Raw genomic sequence first — 18,225 nt, 5'->3', positions numbered from 1 at the left:
TGTTCATCTAGGAGGTGCCCATGGGGGATCGCAAGGAGGCTCGGGACCAGGAGTTCCAGAGCTTTGTCACCGGCCGCTGGCCGCGGCTGATGCGGACGGCATTTCTCCTCACGGGGGAGCAGCACGCCGCGGAGGACCTGGTCCAGTCGACGCTCGAACAGGTCTATGTGGCCTGGCGCAGGGTCGGCTCGGCGGACGAGCCGGAGGCGTATGTACGGCGCGTGATGATCAACGCGCACGCGCGCAAGCACCGCAGAAAACTCAGGGAGTTCCTGGCGCCCAAGGACGACTCGGGACTCGTGCGCGAGGTCGCCGACACCGGTGACCGCATCTCCCAGGCCGACGACCGGGGCGTCCTGCTGAAGGCGCTCGCCCAATTGCCCGCGCGGCAGCGGGAGGCGGTGGTCCTGCGGTACTGGGAGGACCTGACCGAGACCCAGACCGCCGAGGCGATGGGGTGTTCGGTCGGCGCGGTGAAGAGCAACGCGGCGAAGGGGATCGCGAAACTCCGCGCCATACCGGGCCTGGCGGAGATGGTGACGAGCGGAGGGCGGACCTGATGAGCGCGGACCGGAAGGCGAACCACGACATGACCAACAGCGACATCGCCCTCCTGCTGGCCGACGCCGCGGACGAGGTCGAGATCGGCATAGCCCCCTACCAGGCGGTGATCCGCGGCGGCCGCCGCCGCAGGGCCCGGCGCTGGGCGCTGGCGGCGGCGACGGCCCTGGTACTGGCCGGCTCCTCGGCGACGCTCGCGGTGGCGGGGCTGCCGGGCGGGGACGGGGGGCGGAAGGGGGCGGTGGCCACGCAGCCGCCGGTGACCGTGTCGCCGAACGTGTTCGAGGCCAAGTGGACAAGGCTGGCCGACGGGGCGGAGAACGGCAAGACGTGGGAGGTCCTGGTCGACGTCTGGCCTGCGCCTCGCGACGAGGGGGAGGCGCAGGCCGAGCTCGATGCGATGCACGAGTACGGGTACAAGCTCGCGGAGGCGAACCAGGCGTCCCAACTGGTCGGCAAGGGCGCGTTCTTCGTGCACCACAGCGACGGTGACAAGGGCTCGATGGCGCTCCAGGGCCTGTTCAGCGGGGACGACACCATGTCCCGCGCGGACATCGAGTCCGCGGCGATGCCCCTGAAGATCGATTCCGACGACCCTCAGCGCCTGGTCATCGGCAAGGTCGCCAAGACCGTCCAGCAGATCACGTGCACCTGGAAGAACGGCACGACCACCGAGGTGACCAAGCCGCCGCCGAACGAGGAGGTCAGCACGGACATCCCGGCGATCCGCACGGTCGAGGGCTCTCCGGTGAACTGGTTCGTGTGCCTGGCGCCGAAGGGGACGGAGTACGAGTCGGTGAAGGTGACGAAGTAGGGAAGAGAGGGTGGGCCGACCTGGCTAGAGCCACCCCTGCTGCCGGGCCTCCCGCATCGCCTCCATGCGGTTGCGGGTGCCCGTCTTGCCGATGGCGGAGGAGAGGTAGTTGCGGACCGTGGACTCCGACAGGCGGAGCTTGGCGGCGATGTCGGCGACGGTCGCGCCGTCCGCGGAGGCCTTGAGGACGTCGCACTCGCGGGCCGAGGAAGAGGTTGGAGAACGCGCCCATGCCCATGAGCAGCCACGGCAGCAGGCTGAAACCGGTGGGGGCGGGCCCGGGTGGGAGGGGAATGTTCCGTCGCTCGGGCATGGATACGACGCTACGCACCCGCCTTCCCGCCCGGCAGATGCGCGTGTACGGACTCCGGCAGGACAAATGTCACGGCGCACCGACCCGACACCGACGACCTGACACTCCGTCAGGAGTCTTCACAACTGTCGAGCGCTGGGCTATACAGGGGGCGCCGGACTGGAACGCGTTCTAGGTCGGCCCGTGTCGACCTCGGTGCGGCCGACGGTGCGGACGGCCGTACCGAGGTCTCTGAGCGATCAAGCGATCGAGCGATCCAGCGATCAGGAGCCCCATGCCCATCGACGCAGCCAAGGCCATGGCCGCAGAGCCCCGTACCGGCGAGATCGCCTGGAGTCAGAAGGACGTCCAGCTCTACCACCTCGGCATCGGCGCCGGCGTCCCCGCCACCGACCCCGACGAGCTGCGCTACACCCTGGAATCCCGGCTGCACGTCCTGCCGAGCTTCGCCACCGTCGCGGGTGCCGGCTCGCCCGGAGTGATCAGCGGCCTGTCCATGCCCGGCGTCGACGTCGACCTCGCCCGCGTCCTGCACGGCGGCCAGAGCCTGACCCTGCACCGCCCCATCCCGGCCGAGGGCACGGCGACCGCGACCTCCCGCATCGCCGCCGTGTACGACAAGGGCAAGGCGGCCGTCCTCGTGATGCGCACCGAAGTCGCCGACGAGGGGGGCCCGTTGTGGACCAACGACGCTCAGATCTTCGTACGGGGAGAGGGCGGCTGGGGCGGCGACCGCGGGCCGTCCGCGCGTCTCGAACCGCCCGCCGGCGAGCCCGACCGGGTCGTCGAGCGGCCGATCCGCGAGGACCAGGCCCTGCTCTACCGCCTCTCCGGCGACTACAACCCCCTGCACGCCGACCCGGAGTTCGCCAAGCTCGCCGGTTTCGAGCGGCCCATCCTGCACGGGCTGTGCACCTACGGCATGACGCTCAAGGCGGTCGTCGACACGCTGCTCGGCGGCGATGTGACGCGGGTGCGGTCCTACGGCACACGCTTCGCCGGGGTCGTCTATCCGGGGGAGACGCTCCGTATCCGCATGTGGCGCGGGGAGGGCCGGGACCGGGTGGCCGTGACCGCCGTCGATCGGGAGGACGCACCCGTCCTCGCCGACACCATCGTCGAACACTCCTGACACTCCTGACACTCCTGAGACCGGCGCAACGACCGGCGATACGCCTGAGGGGAGCCGCACCATGCGCGCAGCCGTACTGAACGAGATCGGCCAGGACAAACTGGAGGTCTTCGACGACGTCGAGGCGGTGGGCTTCGGCCCCGGCAGGGCGAGGATCCGGGTGCGGGCCACCGGGCTGTGCCACTCGGACCTGTCCGCGATGGGCGGCGTACTGCCGCAGCCGGCGCCGTTCGTGCCCGGTCACGAGGGAGCGGGCGAGATCCTCGAAGTGGGCGAGGGTGTGAGCCACTTGAAGCCCGGCGACCGGGTGGTCGTGTGCTGGCTGCCCGCCTGCGGAGCCTGTCCCGCCTGCAAGCGCGGACAGACCCAGCTGTGCCTGGCCGGGTTCATGAACGCCGGTACCCCCAACTTCAAGCGCCCCGGCGGTGAGGTCTTCGGCTTCGCCGGCACCGGCACCTTCGCCGAGGAGGTCGTCGTCGACGCCGGGTGCGCGGTGCCGATCCCCGACGACGTGCCCTTCGACATCGCCGCCCTCATCGGCTGCGGGGTGACCACCGGACTTGGCGCCGCGCTCAACACCGCGGACGTCGAGGCCGGTTCGTCGGTCGCCGTCATCGGCTGCGGAGGCGTCGGCATCTCCGCCGTCCAGGGCGCCAGGCTCAAGGGGGCCGCCGAGATCGTCGCCGTCGACCCGGTCGCCTCGCGCCGCGAGTCCGCGCTGAAGTTCGGCGCGACGAAGGCGGTCTCGCCCGACGAACTGCCCGACGCCAAGCAACAGCTCACCGGCGGCGAGGGCTTCGACTACGTCTTCGAGGTCGTCGGCAGGTCGGCCACCGCCCGGACGGCGTACGAGAACACCCGGCGCGGCGGCACGCTCGTCATCGTCGGCGCGGGTGCCATGGACGACTTCCTCCAGCTCAACATGTTCGAGCTGTTCTTCGACGAGAAACGGATCCTGCCGTCCATGTACGGCGGCGGGGACGTGCTGCGCTCCTACGAGCGGACCATCGCCCTGTGGCGGGCGGGCCGCGTCGACCTGGCGGGCCTGATCACGCACCGGGTGCCGCTGACCGAGATCAACGAGGCCCTCGACCAGATGCGTACGGGGACCTCGCTGCGTACGTGCATCGAGATCTGAGGGCCCTGTATGTCACTGCCACTTGAAGGACGCGCCGCGATCGTCACCGGTGCCGGACGCGGACTCGGGCGGGCCGAGGCACTGGAGCTGGCCCGGCTCGGCGCGGCCGTCGTCGTCAACGACTACGGGCAGCCCGGCCGGGACGGCTCGGGCGAGTCCTCCGCCGCCCCCGCCGAGCAGGTCGCCGCCGAGATCCGGGCGGCGGGCGGCACGGCCCTCGCCCACACCGGGGACGTCGCCGACTTCCAACAGGCGGCGCGTCTGTTGGAGTTGGCGACAACAGAGTTCGGTCGACTCGACATCCTGGTCAACAACGCCGGCATCCTGCGCGACCGGATGGTCTTCTCCATGACGGAGGAAGAGTGGGACGCGGTGATCCGCGTCCACCTCAAGGGCCACTTCAACACCACCCACTTCGCGGCCGCACACTGGCGCGAGCGGTCCAAGGCGGCCGGCGGGCCGGTGTACGGGCGGATCGTGAACACCTCGTCCGAGGCGTTCCTCGCGGGATCCGCCGGACAGCCCAACTACGCGGCGGCGAAGGGCGGAATCGTCGGGCTCACGACGTCGACGGCCCTCGCCCTCGCCAAGTACGGCGTGACGGCGAACGCCATCTGCCCGCGCGCCCGCACCCGTATGACCGAGGACGTCTTCGCGGGCTTCGAGCGGCCGGTGGAGGGGCTGGACCCGCTGGCCCCCGAGCATGTCGCGCCGCTCGTCGGCTACTTGGCCTCGCCCGCCGCCGAGCGGGTCAACGGGCAGGTGCTCGTCGTGCACGGCGGCATGGTGGCGGTCGTCGAACGGCCGCGGGTGCAGGCCAAGTTCGACAGCAAGCAGGAGACGTTCACGTACGACGAGCTGGACGCCGTACTCACGCCGCACTTCGCGCAGCGGCCGCCGGGGGAGACGTTCGCGGCGGCGGAGGTGCTGGGGCTCAAGAGGCAGTAGTCACGGCAGGCATACGGAAGGGGCCCGCGCGTCGGCTGACACGCGGGCCCCTTCGGCATACCGTCAGGCAGCCGCCTCGGTGTCCTCGACCGGCTTGCGGTGACGGCCACGAGGGGCCGTCTCGCCGTCGTGGTCCGAGACCGGACCCCGGTGCCGGCCGCGGCCGGCGTCTTCCTGGGACTCGGTGGGCAGCGGCTCCATGGTGCTTGTGTCGCTCATCGGAAAGGTTCACCCCGTCAACATGATCTTTCTAACAGCCGGGCGAGTTTAACCGGCACCCCACAGGCCGAATCCAGGTGGCCACGCCAACCGGCACTACTTCGTTACAAGACGTGCCAGGGGTGCTTGCTGCAACGGCATCGGGCGGGGCGCTACGGGAGCCGGAGGGTCCGGTTCATCGGGATCATCGGCTTCACCATCTGATTCATCCACTTCATCTGATTCATCCTGTTCCCTCGCCTCCCTTGACTCCCTCGGCTCCCTTGGTACTGACGCACGCTGTGCAGCCGCAACGGCCGGCACCGTCATCCGAGCCACCCCGCACGGCACCTCGGCCGTGGCGTACGGCAGTTGGAGCACCCCGTCCTCGGTCCACAACCCGGCGCCCGCCAACCACCCCTCCGGCGCGGGGAGATGGCGCATCTGCCGCTCGGCGGGCCGCCACACCCCGACCCAGCTGCCGAGCGGGCCATCGACGCGCAGGGCCACCCCGCAGTGCTCCGGCGTCAGCACCTGCCCCGGCTGGATCGCGAACGGCGTGACACGGCAGTGTGCCGGGCGCAGGCACTCCGGGAAGCGCACCGGCAGCGTGCTGCCCAGTACGCCCCAGCCCACCCGGTCCTGCCCCGGCGACGGCGCGTCCGAGCGGATCAGCAGCAGTCCGCTGTCGGGGTCGGCGAGCAGCAGCCGGTCGTCGCTGTCGGCCGCGATCTGCAACAGGGGCGAGACCTCGCCGCCGCGTTCCAGGTCCACCACGACCGTCTTGGTCCGGCCGCCGGCCTCCCGGTCGAGCGCCAGCATCCGCCCCGTACGGTCCAGCCACACCCCGCCCGAGCAGCGACCCGGGACCTCGGCGAGGTGCTCGGGCCCGAAGGCTCCGCCCGCCACCAGCCATACCGCGCTGGAATGCCGGCCCACGGCGAGGGCGTACGCCGTGTCGCCGCCCGGCGCGGGCGGCAGCAGCCGCAGCCGGGTGCCCTCGTCCGGGCACTCGACCGCGCCGAGCGGCAGCTCGCCCGTGCCGGGGCCGGTCGGGTAGAGCAGTGAGAAGTGGTGCCTGCCGTCCGTGAGCCGCCGGATGAGGACCCGTCCGTCGCCCATCGGCTGCACCTCGGTGCCGGGCTCCTCCGGCTGGTGGCCGGGCAGTGGCACCGCGTACGGCTCGGGGCCGTCCAGCGTCCAGCGCTCCGGGAACCAGCAGTCGCCGGCGGGCGCGAGGCGGGCGGCGTAGGCTCCGTCCGCGGTGATGGTGCAGCCCGGTCGCGCGGTCCGGTCGTCCTCGTCTCCCGCGGCAGGCTCGATGGCACAGGCTGTCATCGTGCGGTCACCTCCAGCGACGAAGCTAGTTTTCGTACGCACAGACGGGGGACCGGCCGAAGGCCACTTCACACATAAGGGTGGCCCAGGAACGATTCGCCTGAGGAAACCGGGGCGAGTGTGCTGGGCGGGGCGAGGGGCAGCGGGCCGGTTCAGTGGGGGAGAACGGCCAGGTAGCCTTTTGTTCGTGCCCCGTCTGTCTGAAGTCATCACCGCGCTGGAGAACCTGTGGCCGGCCGAGCGGGCCGAGTCCTGGGACGCGGTCGGCACCGTCGTGGGCGACCCCGACCAGGAGGTCTCCCGGGTCCTGTTCGCAGTCGACCCGGTCCAGGAGATCGTCGACGAGGCGGTCAAGCTGGGCGCCGACCTGCTGGTCACCCACCATCCGCTCTATCTGCGCGGTACGACGACGGTCGCGGCCTCCACCTTCAAGGGCCGTGTGGTGCACACGCTGATCAAGAACGACATCGCGCTGCACGTGGCTCACACGAACGCGGACACGGCCGACCCGGGCGTCAGCGACGCGCTGGCCGGGGCCCTGGACCTTCGTGTCGTACGACCGCTGGTGCCGGACCCGACCGACCCGGAGGGCCGCCGCGGCCTGGGCCGGATCTGCGAACTTGACCACCCGTTGAGCGTCCGCGAACTCGCCGCCCGCGCCGCCCAGCGGCTGCCCGCCACCGCGCAGGGCATCCGCGTGGCCGGCGACCCCGAGGCGACCGTCCACACGGTCGCCGTCAGCGGCGGCTCCGGCGACAGCCTGTTCGACGACGTCCGCGCGGCCGGCGTCGACGCCTTCCTCACCGCGGACCTGCGCCACCATCCGGCCTCAGAGTTCACGGCGGCCATCGCCCCCAGGCCTCTCGCGCTGCTCGACGCGGCGCACTGGGCCACCGAATGGCCCTGGTGCGAGCTGGCCGCCGCCCAGCTCGACGAGATCTCCGACCGGAACGGATGGGACCTGAGGGTCCACGTCTCGAAGACGGTCACCGACCCCTGGACCGCCCACGCGGCCTCCACCCCTTCTGATTCATCTGGAGCCCCCAACTGAACGCCGCGCCCGCAGACCAGATCCGACTCCTCGACGTCCAGGACCTCGACGTGCGCCTGCAGCAGCTCGCGCACAAGCGGAGGTCGTTGCCCGAGCACGCCGAGATCGAGTCGCTGACGAAAGATCTGACTCAACTGCGCGACCTCCTGGTGGCCGCGCAGACCGAGGAGAGCGACTGCGCCCGCGAGCAGACCAAGGCCGAGCAGGACGTGGACCAGGTGCGCCAGCGCGCCTCCCGCGACCAGCAGCGCCTGGACTCGGGAGCCATCACGTCCCCCAAGGACCTGGAGAACCTCCAGCGCGAGATCGCCTCGCTCGCCAAGCGGCAGGGCGACCTGGAGGACGTCGTCCTGGAGGTCATGGAGCGCCGCGAGTCCGCGCAGGAGCGGGTCGCCGAGCTGACCGAGCGGGTCGGCTCCGTCCAGTCGAAGATCGACGACGCCACGGCCCGCCGTGACGCGGCCTTCGAGTCGCTGGACGGCGAGGCGGATTCGGTGACGAAGGAGCGCGAGGTCATCGCGGGGGCCATCCCCGCCGACCTGCTCAAGCTCTACGAGAAGCTGCGCGAGCAGCAGGGCGGCATCGGCGCGGCCAAGCTGTACCAGCGCACCTGCCAGGGCTGCCGCCAGGAGCTGGCGATCACCGACATCAACGAGATCCGCGCGGCGGCGCCCGACACGGTCGTCCGCTGCGAGAACTGCCGTCGCATTCTGGTGCGGACCTCCGAGTCCGGCCTGTAAGGGGCGTACGCGGTGCGGGAGTTCATCGTCGAGGCGGACGGCGGGTCGCGGGGCAACCCGGGGCCCGCCGGCTACGGCTCCGTGGTGCTCGACGCGACGACGGGGGAGACCCTGGTCGAGGCGGCCGAGTACCTCGGCGTCGCCACGAACAACGTGGCCGAGTACCGGGGCCTGCTCGCCGGCCTGCGCGCCGCCCACGAACTGGACCCCTCCGCCACGGTCCGCGTCCGCATGGACTCCAAGCTCGTCGTCGAGCAGATGACGGGCCGCTGGAAGATCAAACACCCCGACATGAAGCCCCTGGCGGCGGAGGCGGCCCGGGTGTTCCCGCCGGACCGGGTCACGTACGAGTGGATCCCCCGCGAGCAGAACAAGCACGCGGACCGCCTCGCCAACGAGGCGATGGACGCGGGGAAGCGGGGGGAGCAGTGGTCGGCGTCGCAGTCCAGGGCGGAACTGGACGCGCGCGCCGCGAGGACCGCGACTCCCGAGCCGTCCGACCCTCAGGCCTCGGGCCCTCCGGGCGACGCCACGGCAGGCGCGGCACGGGCGCGGGCGGCCTTGGCGGGTGGCCAGGCCTTGGCGGACGGCCGGGACACGGCGACCAGCGCGGCTGAGGCGGGGCAGGCGGCAGCGCCGGACCTGCCCGCTCCCTCCGCTCCCGCCGCCAAGGCCGACGCCGATGTGCGCGCCGCCCGTACCGTCGCCTCACCCGGTTGGGCGCCCGCCGACATGGGCGCGCCCGCGACCTTCGTACTGCTCCGGCACGGAGAGACCCCGCTGACCCCGCAGAAGCGGTTCTCGGGCAGTGGCGGCACCGACCCCTCCCTCTCCGACGCCGGCCGGGAGCAGGCCGAGCGGGTCGCCGCGGTGCTGGCCCGGCGCGGCACCGTCCAGCACGTCGTCGCCTCCCCCCTCGCCCGTACCCGCGAAACCGCCGGCATCGTCGCCGCCCGTCTCGGCCTCGAGGTCACCCTCGACGACGGCCTGCGCGAGACCGACTTCGGCGCCTGGGAGGGGCTCACCTTCGCCGAGGTGCGCGAACGCCACCCCGACGACCTGACCAAGTGGCTGGCCGACCCGGACGCCCAGCCCACCGGCGGCGGCGAGAGCTTCACCGCCACGGCCACCCGCATCGCCGCCACCCGCGACAAACTGATCGCGGCGTACGCGGGCCGCACGGTCCTCCTCGTCACCCACGTCACCCCGATCAAGACGTTCGTACGTCTCGCCCTCGGCGCCCCGCCGGAGTCCCTGTTCCGCATGGAGCTGTCGGCCGCCTCGCTGTCGGCGGTGGCGTACTACGCGGACGGCAACGCCAGCGTCCGCCTCTTCAACGACACGTCCCACCTGCGCTGAGCCCGGCAGCCGCCCGGGCCAGCGCCTCGACGCGCCCCCAGTCGCGGTCGGCCACCGCGTCCCTGGGCAGCATCCAGGTCCCGCCCACACAGGCGACGTTGGGCAGCGCCAGGTACTCCGGCGCGGAGTCCGGTCCGATGCCCCCGGTCGGGCAGAAACGGGCCTGCGGCAGCGGCCCGGCCAGCGACTTCAGATACGCCGTACCGCCCGCCGCCTCGGCCGGGAAGAACTTCATCTCCCGCACCCCGCGCTCAAGCAGCGCCACGACCTCCGACGTGGTCGACACCCCCGGCAGGAACGGCACCCCGGACGCCCGCATCGCCTTCAGCAGTACGTCCGTCCAGCCCGGGCTGACCAGAAAACGCGCGCCCGCCGCCACGACCTCGCTCACCTGCGCCGGCGTGACGACCGTGCCCGCACCGACCACCGCGTCCGGGACCTCCGCCGCGATCGCCCGGATCGCGTCCACCGCGGCCGGCGTCCGCAAGGTCACCTCGATCGCGGGCAGCCCGCCCGCGACCAGCGCCCGGGCGAGCGGCACGGCGTCGGCGACGTCCTCGACGACGACCACGGGGAGGACGGGAGCGAGATCGAGCAGGGATGAGGTCATGGCCTTATCCTGCCCGCCGGTGCGCAGCCTGCGCAAAGCGCGTTGCGTGTACTGCAACGCGCTTGGGTGCTTCAGTGGACGCGCCGGGGGTGCTTCAGTGGACCTCCGTCACCAGCACGTCCAGCGACCACGACTTCCCCGCCGCCGCAGGGGCCTGCGCCTCCACGACGTACCCGAGATCCCGCAGCGCCTCCACCAGCTCCGCCGGGCCCTTGGGAGCTGCCCCGGCCGACAGCAGACTGCGGACGATCCTCCCCTTCGTCGCCTTGTTGAAGTGGCTGACCACCTTCCGCGTCGGCGCGTGCAACACCCGTACGGTCGCCGTCCGCCCCGCGACCTCGCCCTTCGGCTTCCACGCCGCCGCGTAGGCGGAGGACCGCAGGTCCAGCACCAGCCCGCCCCCGGCCGCCTCGGGCAGCGCCGCCGCCATCGGCGTACGCCAGTGCGTGCCCAGCGCCCCGAGCCCGGGCAGCCTCACTCCCATCGAGCAGCGGTACGACGGGATCCGGTCCGTCACCCGGACGGCACCCCACAACCCCGAGAACACGAGCAGGGAGCGGGAGGCCCGCCGTTTCCCGGCCGTGTCGAGAGAGGCCAGGTCGAGGGCGTCGTACAGCACGCCCGTGTAGATCTCTCCGGCGGGCCGTGCCCCCGCCGTCCGCAGCTCCGCGTTCTTCGCGACCTCGCCCCGCAGTCCCTCGCTCAGCCCGAGCACCTCGCGCGCTTTGTCCTCGTCGCCCACGCACAGTTCGACCAACTCGTCGAGCACGGCCTCACGGGCCTCGGTGAGCCCCGGCAGCGACAGCGACTCCAGCTTCAGCGGGGCGCCACGGCCGGAAGACGCCTTGCCTTCGGAGGGCGGCAGCAGGACAAGCACGGGGATCTCCTTCGGTTGAGCTCCGGGACAGGGTACGGCGTGCCACCCGGCAGCCCCCGCCCCACGCTCGCCGTATGCCGAACGTCTGCGGGTGCGGCTCACGCAGGCCGATCCGGGAGCGGCGAAGGTGCGCTGCGCGCCTGCGTGATCGCGCGGACGAACGCGGTGGCGTCGTCGGCGTGACAGCGGACGAGACGGACGTCCCGGCGGCGGCCGAGGAAGGTGAAGTGGGGGACGGGCTCGGTGAGTTCGAGGGTGACGGAGGTCTGGGCGCCGATGGCGAGGTTCAGTTCGCCGTCGGTCCGCTCGTGGACGGTCCGCAGTTCCCGGCGTACGGACGCGATCTTCTCCACCGGTATGCGCAGATCGACATGGGCGGCACGGCGGATCCGCAGCGAGCCGCCCTCCAGTACATGCGGCCGGACCACGCTCGCCGCGTGCATCGCGACGACGATGACGATCCCGTACACGTCCAGGAAGAACACCACCGCGTGCACGGTCGGCCAGTCGCGCAGCAGCACGGACATCGCCACCGTCTCCACCAGGCACACGAACGCGAAGCCGAACATCATCGCGCCCTGCCCGCCCGCGTAACCGAAGGCCCGCCCGCCTTGGGTGTCGTGGGTTCTCCTCGCCGCCCACAGCACCAGGCTCACCATCAGCCGCAGCTCGTGCCGGGCCAGGACGAGCGCCGTCCTCATCGGCGCCCCTCGGTCAGGATCCGCAGCGCTCGGCGGATCGCCTCGGCCTGCGCGGGCGCGAAGTCGGCGTAGAGGGCGCGCAGAAAGCTGTTGTCGTGGTCGATGTCGGCCTCCGGGAGCATCTCGTGAGGGATCAGATCGGCGAGGAGGCGGGCCGCCTCCGTCACGCGCGGGTCGTCCGGATCGGCGTCCGCGAGGTCGTCGAGCAGCGCGTACGCCTCGTGCGCCCGTGCCACCGCCTCCGGGCTCCCGAAGGCGGTGCCCAGCAGGGCCGCCATCTGCTCCCGGGCCTCCGGCGTCGCCGCCGTGTCGATCAGCGCGAGGATCTCGCGGTCCTTGGCGGCCATGGGGGAGCCGGACGGCTGCCCCACCTCGCTGAACAGGGCCGCCAGCTGGGGCGAGACCGGCCCCTCGACGGGCAGCCCGCCCTCCTCGTCCAACAGGGCGCGCAGCCGCGTCCGCCGCTCCCGGATCGCGGCCTCCTGCCGGGCGAGATCCTGGTCCAGCTCGGTGAGCACCTCGACGAGATCCTTGCCCGCGTCCTCGGCGAGCACGTCCCGCACCTCGGCGAGACCGAGCCCCAACTCGGTCAGCCGCCGGATCCGGGCGAGCACGACGGCGTGCCGGAGCGTGTAGTTCCGGTAGCCGTTCGCAAGCCGCTCGGGCTCAGGCAGCAGGCCCAGGTGGTGGTAATGCCGCACGGTCCGCGTGGTGACGCCGACGGCGGCGGCGAGTTCTCCGATCCGCATGGGAACAGTAGAGACGTTGACGTTGCGGCAGGGTCAAGCGCGCGGCTCGGCGCCTGACGGTGGCCGTGATCGTGTGCCACGGTCGAGGGAACGGTTCCCGATCTCACGAACAGGTGATCCGGCGATGTCCCAGTCCGGCGAGCGACCGAAGGAGGGGCGTGACATGACTGCCGTGGCCCATGAGCCGCTCACGCCGGCGGAGGGCTTGCTGGAGATCTTCCTGGCCCTCGACACCCCGGAGGGCTTCCGGGCCGAGTTGATCGAGGGGGAGATCGTTGTGACGCCGCCGCCGGACGGGGATCATGAGAAGTACATCAGCCGGATCGTGCGGCAAGTGATCAAGCAGTCCCAGACCGACATGGATTTCTCCGGGAACAAGGGGCTGAAATCGCGGAGCGGAAATGCCTGCCCGAAGAACCACGTGATCTCGCATCCCTCTCTACCTGCTCGTAGACCGGGACACGGCTCAGATCACGTTGTTCAGCGATCCGAAGCAGGACGACTACCGCGAGCACTGCACCCGCCCGTTCGGTAAACCGCTCACCCTCCCCGAGCCGTTCGCCTTCGACCTGGACACCACGGACTTCCTCTGATCCCCTTGAGCAGGGGGTACGACGTGAGCACACAGGAACGCGTCCGGGAACAGGCCCGCTGGACCAGGGCACGCCTCGGCCGCTGCGGCCCCGAACTCGACCTGCTGACGGCCCGTTTCGACCAGCACGTCTACGCCTCGCACACGCACGAGGAGTTCAGCATCGGCATCTGCGTCGCAGGCTCCGAGGTCATCGACTACCGGGGCGACCACCTCCGGCCCGGCCCGGGCTCCATCGTCGTACTGGCCCCCGGCGAGATGCACACCGGCCGCCCCGCCGCGTCCGACGGCTACGCCTACCGCGCCCTGTACCCCGACCCCTCCCTGCTCACCGACGGCACCCTCGGCGGCCCCCCGTACTTCCGCGAGCCCCTCCTCGACGACCCCGAACTCGCCACCGCCCTCAACCGCGCCCACACCGAACTCAGCTCCTGCCCCGACCCGTTGGAGACGGAGTCCCGCCTCCCGTGGCTGCTCACGGCGCTGGCTCGTCGCCACTCGACGGCCCGCGCAGCTAGGGATGTTGTGCCCGGTGCCGCGCACATCGCCCACGCCGTACGGGACCGGCTCGCCGACGAGCTCCTGGAGCCTCCCTCCCTCGCCCTGCTCGCCGCCGAGCTGGGCCTGTCCCGCTACCAACTCCTCCGAGCCTTCCGTACGACGATGGGGATACCCCCGTACGCCTGGCTGGCGCAGCACCGGGTGCACCGGGCCCGCGGACTGCTGGAGTCCGGACTGAAGCCGGCCGAGGTCGCGGGCCTGGTGGGCTTCGCCGACCAGGCGCACCTCACTCGCTGGTTCCGGCGGGTGCTGGGGGTGACGCCGGCGGTGTACCGCAACAGCGTTCAAGACGGGCGCCGCTGATCTGGTGAGCATGGCCGCATGACTGCACGCGGCTGGTTCCTGTTCTCCCTGATGGGAGTGGTCTGGGGCATCCCCTACCTGCTGATCAAGGTGGCGGTGGACGCCCCGCTGTCCCCGTCCATGGTGGTGTTCACACGCTGCGCGCTGGGCGCCGCGCTGCTCCTGCCCTTCGCGATACGGCAGGGCGGCCTGCCCGCCGCCGTTCGGACCCACTGGCGCCCGATGCTCGCCTTCGCGTGCATCGAGATCATCGGCCCCTGGTGGACCCTGACCGACGCCGAACGCCACCTGTCCAGCTCCACGGCGGGCCTGCTGATCGCCGGCGTCCCGATCGTAGGAGTGGCCCTGGCCCGCTTCTTCGGCGACACGGAGCGCTTGGGGATACGCCGGATGACCGGCCTGGTCCTGGGCCTGGCCGGCGTCGGAGTCCTCACGGTCCCGCACCTGACCGGCGGGGACGCCCGCTCCCTCGCCGAGGTGCTGCTGACGGTCCTCGGCTACGCGACCGCCCCGCTGATCGCCGCGCGGTACCTGAAGGACGTCCCGACCCTCCAGCTCATCGCCCCCTGCCTGGCCCTCTCGGCCCTGGTCTACGCCCCCGCGGCGGCGCTGACCCGGCCCGCCGAGCTGCCCTCCACCGAGGTCCTGGTCGCGCTGGCCGCCCTGGGCGCCGTCTGCACCGCGGTCGCCTTCGTGGCCTTCCTGGAACTGATCAAGGAGGTCGGCCCGACCCGGGCGACGGTGTTCACGTACGTCAATCCGGCGGTCGCGGTGGCTGCGGGCGCGATCTTCCTGGACGAGGCGTTGACGGCGGGCATCGTGGCGGCGTTCACGCTGATCCTGGCGGGGTCGGTGCTGGCGACGGCGGCAGGACCGAAGAGGGGCCCCGGCCCGGTAACATGGTCGACACGGCAGACGAGCCGGGCGGACGGCCGCGTGGAGTCCCTTAGGGGGCTTCCCGAGGAACGTCCGGGCTCCACAGGGCAGGGTGATGGCTAACGGCCACCCGGGGTGACCCGCGGGACAGTGCCACAGAAAACAGACCGCCCAGCGCTCAGGCGCTGGGTAAGGGTGAAACGGTGGTGTAAGAGACCACCAGTGCCCAGGGTGACCTGGGCAGCTCGGTAAACCCCACCCGGAGCAAGGTCAAAAGGGACCGCCCTTTCGGAAGAAGGGGCACTCCTGCGCGGACGTTCGAGGGCTGCCCGCCCGAGTCCGCGGGTAGACCGCACGAGGCCGGCGGCAACGCCGGTCCTAGATGGATGGCCGTCGCCGAGGGGACCGCGAGGACCCCTCGGAACAGAACCCGGCGTATAGCCCGACTCGTCTGCCGCTCTTTATTTCCGCAGGTCAGAGGCCATGTTTACTCACTGAATAAATAGCTCGGGTCGAATCCGGGTCGAATTCAGGATGTAGGTATTGTTGTCCCCGTCCGCTGCTCGTGCGGCACATCCGGACATTCCGGGTGTCAAATGTGGTTCAGCGGCGTTCTGTAGCAGACATCTCGGATTCTGATGCATTGGAAGTACATGTACGAGGTGTCCTCTTGCTGGCCTGCTCTGGCTGAACTTGAGCACCAATGGTGCGTCCTCCGGCGGGCCGTGTCCGGGCCGGGGTACGTGGCATTGCTCGCGCGGCATATCGAGACAGCTGTCAATGGCGCCCTCTCGGTGTCGTTGGACGCGCCGGACTGAACCCCGTGCGGCGGTGGTGGTCAGGCTCTCCTGTGTGATCGCCGAGGCCTGCCCGTCTCTGTGCTCGTGATCGTCTTCTCGCCCTTCACTTGCAGGTGGTAGGACGAAGGGCTCCTGCGAGGACGTGACTCGCGGGAGCCCTTCGGTCGCGGGACGTCTCACAGTGGAACGACGCCCGGTCGGATGCCGAGCCCGATGAGCGCGGAGCCCGTGATCCCGTCGAGCGCAGTGCAGGAACTCGGCCATCGCGGTGAAGTCCACCACTGGTGCCACCGTGCCGAGTGCGGCGGAGGACATGAGCCTCACCCGCCGGCCCCGGCTGCGCAGCAGTCCGGTCGAGCGTGTCGGCGGTCACGGCTTCCTCGGCTTGAAGTAGACGGGTCGCATGTCTCGCACTCTCGCTCTCGTCACCGGCGCCTCCTCCGGGATTGGCGCCGCCTACGCCCGCCTCCTCGCGCCGGACCACGACCTCATCCTGGTGGCCCGTCGCGGGGACCGGCTCCACGACCTGGCCGGCCGACTCCGCGCAGCCGGTGCCGGGGTGGAAGTCCTGGTCGCTGATCTCTCTTCGCACGACGGACTCGCCGCGGTGACTGGCCGGCTGGCCACCGGAGACGTCCGTCTGCTGATCAGCAACGCCGGAGCGGGCGGCTACGCCCCGCTCACTGATGTCGCCCCGGACGAGGTCGACCGGCTGCTCACCCTCAACGCCGTCGCCCCGATCCAGCTGGTGGCGGGCCTCGTCGACCAGCATCACCCACTCCCGCTCACGGCCGGGATCGCGCCGCTCGGCCTCATCGGACACCGCCGCGATCACCTGATCGGCGTCGCGTTCGACCGAGGCGGTCAGCCAATTCGCCTGCGCCGTGGGCCGCTTGGCGGGTGTGGGCCGGTCGGCATCGCCGCGCCCGATCACATCGCCGGGCTCACGCGGCGTCGGGCGCGAGGTCGTAGACCGCGCCGACGGTCGCCCTTCGCTTCCGCCCGTTCTTCTCCCCGCCGGCCAGGCGGGGAGAAGAACGGGCCGCCCCCGGCCGCAGCCTTCTTGGCGGCAGCCCTTCTGGTCTCCTCGCGCAGCGCCTCCGGGCGCATCACCATCCCCTCTATGTGTCCATCCCCTCTATGTGTGCACAGCCTGACCCCGGACCTTGACGGTCCAGCGGCAGAGGTGTCACTGACGGTGATGAAAGTGTCTTCGGCCGCGTTTCAGGCGGATACTGTCGCGCTGTACCTGTGGCTCACTGAGACGGCTCCTCGACCGCGGTCCGGCCGCGTCAGCGGACGCGGTGGCCTGCCCGGTAGACCGCGCGGACATCGGTGACCGAGGAGATGTCGTCGACCGGAGAGCTGCCGAGCACGAGGAGGTCGGCGTCCGCGCCGGGGCGCAGTACGCCCTTGCGTCCGCCGAGGCCCACCGCTTCGGCGGCCACGGCGGTCGCGGATCGCAGCACGTCAAGGGTCGGCATCCCCAGCCGGGAGAGCTCAGACAGCGCATAGGGCAGGACATCGTGGGGTTTGATGGCGTCGGTGCCGGCGTCGGTGCCGGCGACAACCCGGGCACCCGAGGCGATGACCTTGCCCGCTAGGTCCCCCATGGCCTCGATACGGGCGGCCACGGCCGGAGGAGGCGGCGACCCCGGAACGGAGCCCAGCGTGAGGCTGACGACGATTCCTCGCCGCACGACCTCGTCCAGCAGCTCCGGGCGCAGGGCGATGCCCTCGGCGGTGAAGAAGGTGAAGTGCTCGATGGTGTCGAAGCCCGCGGCTATCACGTCTCCGATCGCCTCGGCGGCGTGGACGTGTGCGGCCGCGGCGAGCCCGAGCCGGTGCGCTTCTGCGACGACCAGCCGCAGGTCGGACCTGCCGTACTGCTGCTGCAGCGGACTGGAACCGGGAGTCACGTTGCCGCCGCTGGCCATCACCTTCACCACGTCGCAGCCGCGCTCGGCGCGTTCCCGTACGGCTGCCCGCAGCGCGTCGGCCCCCTCGGTCTCACCGCCGAGGAAGTGGCAGTGGCCGCCGGGCGTGGTGATCGGCGGGCCTGCCGCGACGATCTCCGGCCGCTCGGTGGGCGGCACCAGGTCCCGCAGCTCCAGGGTGAGGTAGTCGCGGTCGCCCAGATCCCGGACGGTCGTGATGCCGGCCTGCAGCGCGGTCGCCGCGGAGGCGCGCGCGGTCTTCAACACGGTGTCGCGGTCGCCGGACGCCACGTGCGCCACGGCGTCTGTACCGGCGTCCCAGCACAGATGTACGTGCGCGTCGACCAGCCCGGGAAGCAGCCACCCGTCGGGCCCGAAGTCCGTGACCGTCGCGTGCTGCGGCGGCGGGGCTCCGGTGACGTCCACGTCACGGATGACGCCGTCCTCTACCAGCACCATGCCGGGTTTTCCCTTGATGTCGGCGCCGTCGAAGACGTGCCCTGCCCGTAGCGCCTGAAGTGCGCTGTGTATCACTGTCAGCTCCAAGTGAGAGTGTCGTGCGGTGAATTCGCTCGATCAGGTATGTGCGTACCGGTCGGTGAAGGTCGGTCGACGTCTCCGGACGGG

18 protein-coding genes, 1 other RNA gene and 4 pseudogenes are annotated in these 18,225 nt (G+C 71.3%); 15 read left to right on the top strand and 8 right to left on the bottom strand.

The genetic code is table 11. The annotated features are described in order from the left end of the window. Positions 1-20: 20 nt before the first annotated feature. Together ABT063_RS00770 and ABT063_RS00765 are read left to right on the top strand one after the other, a co-directional pair. Positions 21-560, top strand: coding sequence for a SigE family RNA polymerase sigma factor (locus ABT063_RS00770; protein ID WP_351054889.1), 540 nt, complete (start codon positions 21-23; stop codon positions 558-560). Beyond that, a complete protein-coding gene (locus ABT063_RS00765; protein ID WP_351054888.1) occupies positions 560-1,375 on the top strand; it encodes a hypothetical protein in 816 nt (271 codons plus the stop codon). The genes ABT063_RS00770 and ABT063_RS00765 overlap by 1 nt, the downstream gene beginning before the upstream one ends. 24 nt (positions 1,376-1,399) lie before the next feature. Here the strand turns inward: ABT063_RS00765 and ABT063_RS00760 are convergent. Further along, positions 1,400-1,585 (bottom strand): annotated as a pseudogene (locus tag ABT063_RS00760) (response regulator transcription factor); the annotation flags it as partial. A 377-nt stretch (positions 1,586-1,962) separates the two neighbouring features. On the opposite strand from ABT063_RS00760, the gene chsH3 reads away from it, so the two are divergent. From chsH3 to ABT063_RS00745, 3 genes are all read left to right on the top strand, one after another. Next, positions 1,963-2,820, top strand: coding sequence for an enoyl-CoA hydratase ChsH3 (gene chsH3, locus ABT063_RS00755; RefSeq protein ID WP_351054887.1), 858 nt, complete (start codon positions 1,963-1,965; stop codon positions 2,818-2,820). Positions 2,821-2,881: 61 nt separating this feature from the next. Next, positions 2,882-3,958 carry a Zn-dependent alcohol dehydrogenase gene (locus ABT063_RS00750; RefSeq protein WP_351054886.1) on the top strand — a complete coding sequence of 359 codons (1,077 nt, stop codon included), beginning with the start codon at positions 2,882-2,884 and terminating at the stop codon, positions 3,956-3,958. A 9-nt stretch (positions 3,959-3,967) separates the two neighbouring features. Next, positions 3,968-4,906 (top strand): 3-oxoacyl-ACP reductase, encoded by a 939-nt coding sequence (locus tag ABT063_RS00745; protein WP_351054885.1) that lies wholly within the window; start codon positions 3,968-3,970, stop codon positions 4,904-4,906. 63 nt (positions 4,907-4,969) lie between these two features. Here the strand turns inward: ABT063_RS00745 and ABT063_RS00740 are convergent, their stop codons facing one another. Both ABT063_RS00740 and ABT063_RS00735 read right to left on the bottom strand, forming a co-directional pair. Further along, complete coding sequence (locus ABT063_RS00740; protein WP_351054884.1) at positions 4,970-5,125, bottom strand: hypothetical protein; 156 nt, start codon at positions 5,123-5,125, stop codon at positions 4,970-4,972. A 96-nt stretch (positions 5,126-5,221) separates the two neighbouring features. After that, complete coding sequence (locus tag ABT063_RS00735; protein ID WP_351054883.1) at positions 5,222-6,442, bottom strand: hypothetical protein; 1,221 nt, start codon at positions 6,440-6,442, stop codon at positions 5,222-5,224. Positions 6,443-6,629: 187 nt separating this feature from the next. On the opposite strand from ABT063_RS00735, the gene ABT063_RS00730 reads away from it, so the two are divergent. The 3 genes from ABT063_RS00730 to ABT063_RS00720 are packed head-to-tail and all read left to right on the top strand — an operon-like array spanning position 6,630 to position 9,592. Next, complete coding sequence (locus tag ABT063_RS00730) at positions 6,630-7,493, top strand: Nif3-like dinuclear metal center hexameric protein (RefSeq protein WP_351054882.1); 864 nt, start codon at positions 6,630-6,632, stop codon at positions 7,491-7,493. Further along, positions 7,490-8,233 carry a zinc ribbon domain-containing protein gene (locus ABT063_RS00725; protein WP_351055223.1) on the top strand — a complete coding sequence of 248 codons (744 nt, stop codon included), beginning with the start codon at positions 7,490-7,492 and terminating at the stop codon, positions 8,231-8,233. The genes ABT063_RS00730 and ABT063_RS00725 overlap by 4 nt, the downstream gene beginning before the upstream one ends. 12 nt (positions 8,234-8,245) lie before the next feature. Continuing rightward, positions 8,246-9,592: a bifunctional RNase H/acid phosphatase gene (locus ABT063_RS00720; RefSeq protein ID WP_351054881.1), complete on the top strand. Its 1,347-nt coding sequence runs from the start codon at positions 8,246-8,248 to the stop codon at positions 9,590-9,592. On the opposite strand, the gene eda is transcribed toward ABT063_RS00720, so the two are convergent. The 4 genes from eda to ABT063_RS00700 form a co-directional block, all read right to left on the bottom strand. Beyond that, the gene (eda, locus tag ABT063_RS00715) at positions 9,567-10,202 is read right to left on the bottom strand and encodes a bifunctional 4-hydroxy-2-oxoglutarate aldolase/2-dehydro-3-deoxy-phosphogluconate aldolase (RefSeq protein ID WP_351054880.1); all 636 of its coding nucleotides are present in this window, start codon (positions 10,200-10,202) and stop codon (positions 9,567-9,569) included. The genes ABT063_RS00720 and eda overlap by 26 nt on opposite strands. A 94-nt stretch (positions 10,203-10,296) precedes the next feature. Further along, on the bottom strand, positions 10,297-11,079 hold the full coding sequence (yaaA, locus tag ABT063_RS00710) for a peroxide stress protein YaaA (protein ID WP_351054879.1): 783 nt from the start codon (positions 11,077-11,079) through the stop codon (positions 10,297-10,299). Between the two features lie 98 nt (positions 11,080-11,177). Next, positions 11,178-11,780: a hypothetical protein gene (locus ABT063_RS00705; protein ID WP_351054878.1), complete on the bottom strand. Its 603-nt coding sequence runs from the start codon at positions 11,778-11,780 to the stop codon at positions 11,178-11,180. Further along, on the bottom strand, positions 11,777-12,529 hold the full coding sequence (locus tag ABT063_RS00700) for a MerR family transcriptional regulator (protein WP_351054877.1): 753 nt from the start codon (positions 12,527-12,529) through the stop codon (positions 11,777-11,779). The genes ABT063_RS00705 and ABT063_RS00700 overlap by 4 nt, the downstream gene beginning before the upstream one ends. A 163-nt stretch (positions 12,530-12,692) precedes the next feature. On the opposite strand from ABT063_RS00700, the pseudogene ABT063_RS52145 reads away from it, so the two are divergent. The 7 genes and pseudogenes from ABT063_RS52145 to ABT063_RS00670 form a co-directional block, all read left to right on the top strand. After that, a pseudogene (locus ABT063_RS52145) lies at positions 12,693-12,956 on the top strand (Uma2 family endonuclease); the annotation flags it as partial. 4 nt (positions 12,957-12,960) lie between these two features. After that, positions 12,961-13,122 (top strand): annotated as a pseudogene (locus ABT063_RS52140) (Uma2 family endonuclease); the annotation flags it as partial. A gap of 23 nt (positions 13,123-13,145) precedes the next feature. After that, positions 13,146-13,985, top strand: coding sequence for an AraC family transcriptional regulator (locus tag ABT063_RS00690; protein WP_351054876.1), 840 nt, complete (start codon positions 13,146-13,148; stop codon positions 13,983-13,985). Between the two features lie 18 nt (positions 13,986-14,003). Continuing rightward, positions 14,004-14,786 (top strand): annotated as a pseudogene (locus ABT063_RS00685) (DMT family transporter); the annotation flags it as partial. A 115-nt stretch (positions 14,787-14,901) separates the two neighbouring features. After that, an RNA gene (gene rnpB / locus ABT063_RS00680) (RNase P RNA component class A) lies at positions 14,902-15,315 on the top strand. Between the two features lie 614 nt (positions 15,316-15,929). Beyond that, positions 15,930-16,055: a hypothetical protein gene (locus tag ABT063_RS00675; RefSeq protein ID WP_351054875.1), complete on the top strand. Its 126-nt coding sequence runs from the start codon at positions 15,930-15,932 to the stop codon at positions 16,053-16,055. A 9-nt stretch (positions 16,056-16,064) separates the two neighbouring features. Next, positions 16,065-17,000: an SDR family NAD(P)-dependent oxidoreductase gene (locus tag ABT063_RS00670; RefSeq protein WP_351054874.1), complete on the top strand. Its 936-nt coding sequence runs from the start codon at positions 16,065-16,067 to the stop codon at positions 16,998-17,000. Here the strand turns inward: ABT063_RS00670 and ABT063_RS00665 are convergent. Further along, positions 16,954-18,132, bottom strand: a complete 1,179-nt coding sequence (locus ABT063_RS00665) for an amidohydrolase family protein (RefSeq protein WP_351054873.1) — start codon at positions 18,130-18,132, stop codon at positions 16,954-16,956. The two genes, ABT063_RS00670 and ABT063_RS00665, sit on opposite strands and share 47 nt — an antisense overlap. Positions 18,133-18,225 lie beyond the last annotated feature (93 nt).

Source organism: Streptomyces sp. NPDC002838, assembly GCF_040295365.1.
Taxonomy (GTDB): Bacteria; Actinomycetota; Actinomycetes; order Streptomycetales; family Streptomycetaceae; genus Streptomyces.
Note: the sequence above shows the minus strand (reverse complement) of the source record. Positions and strands in the feature narration are given on the sequence as shown.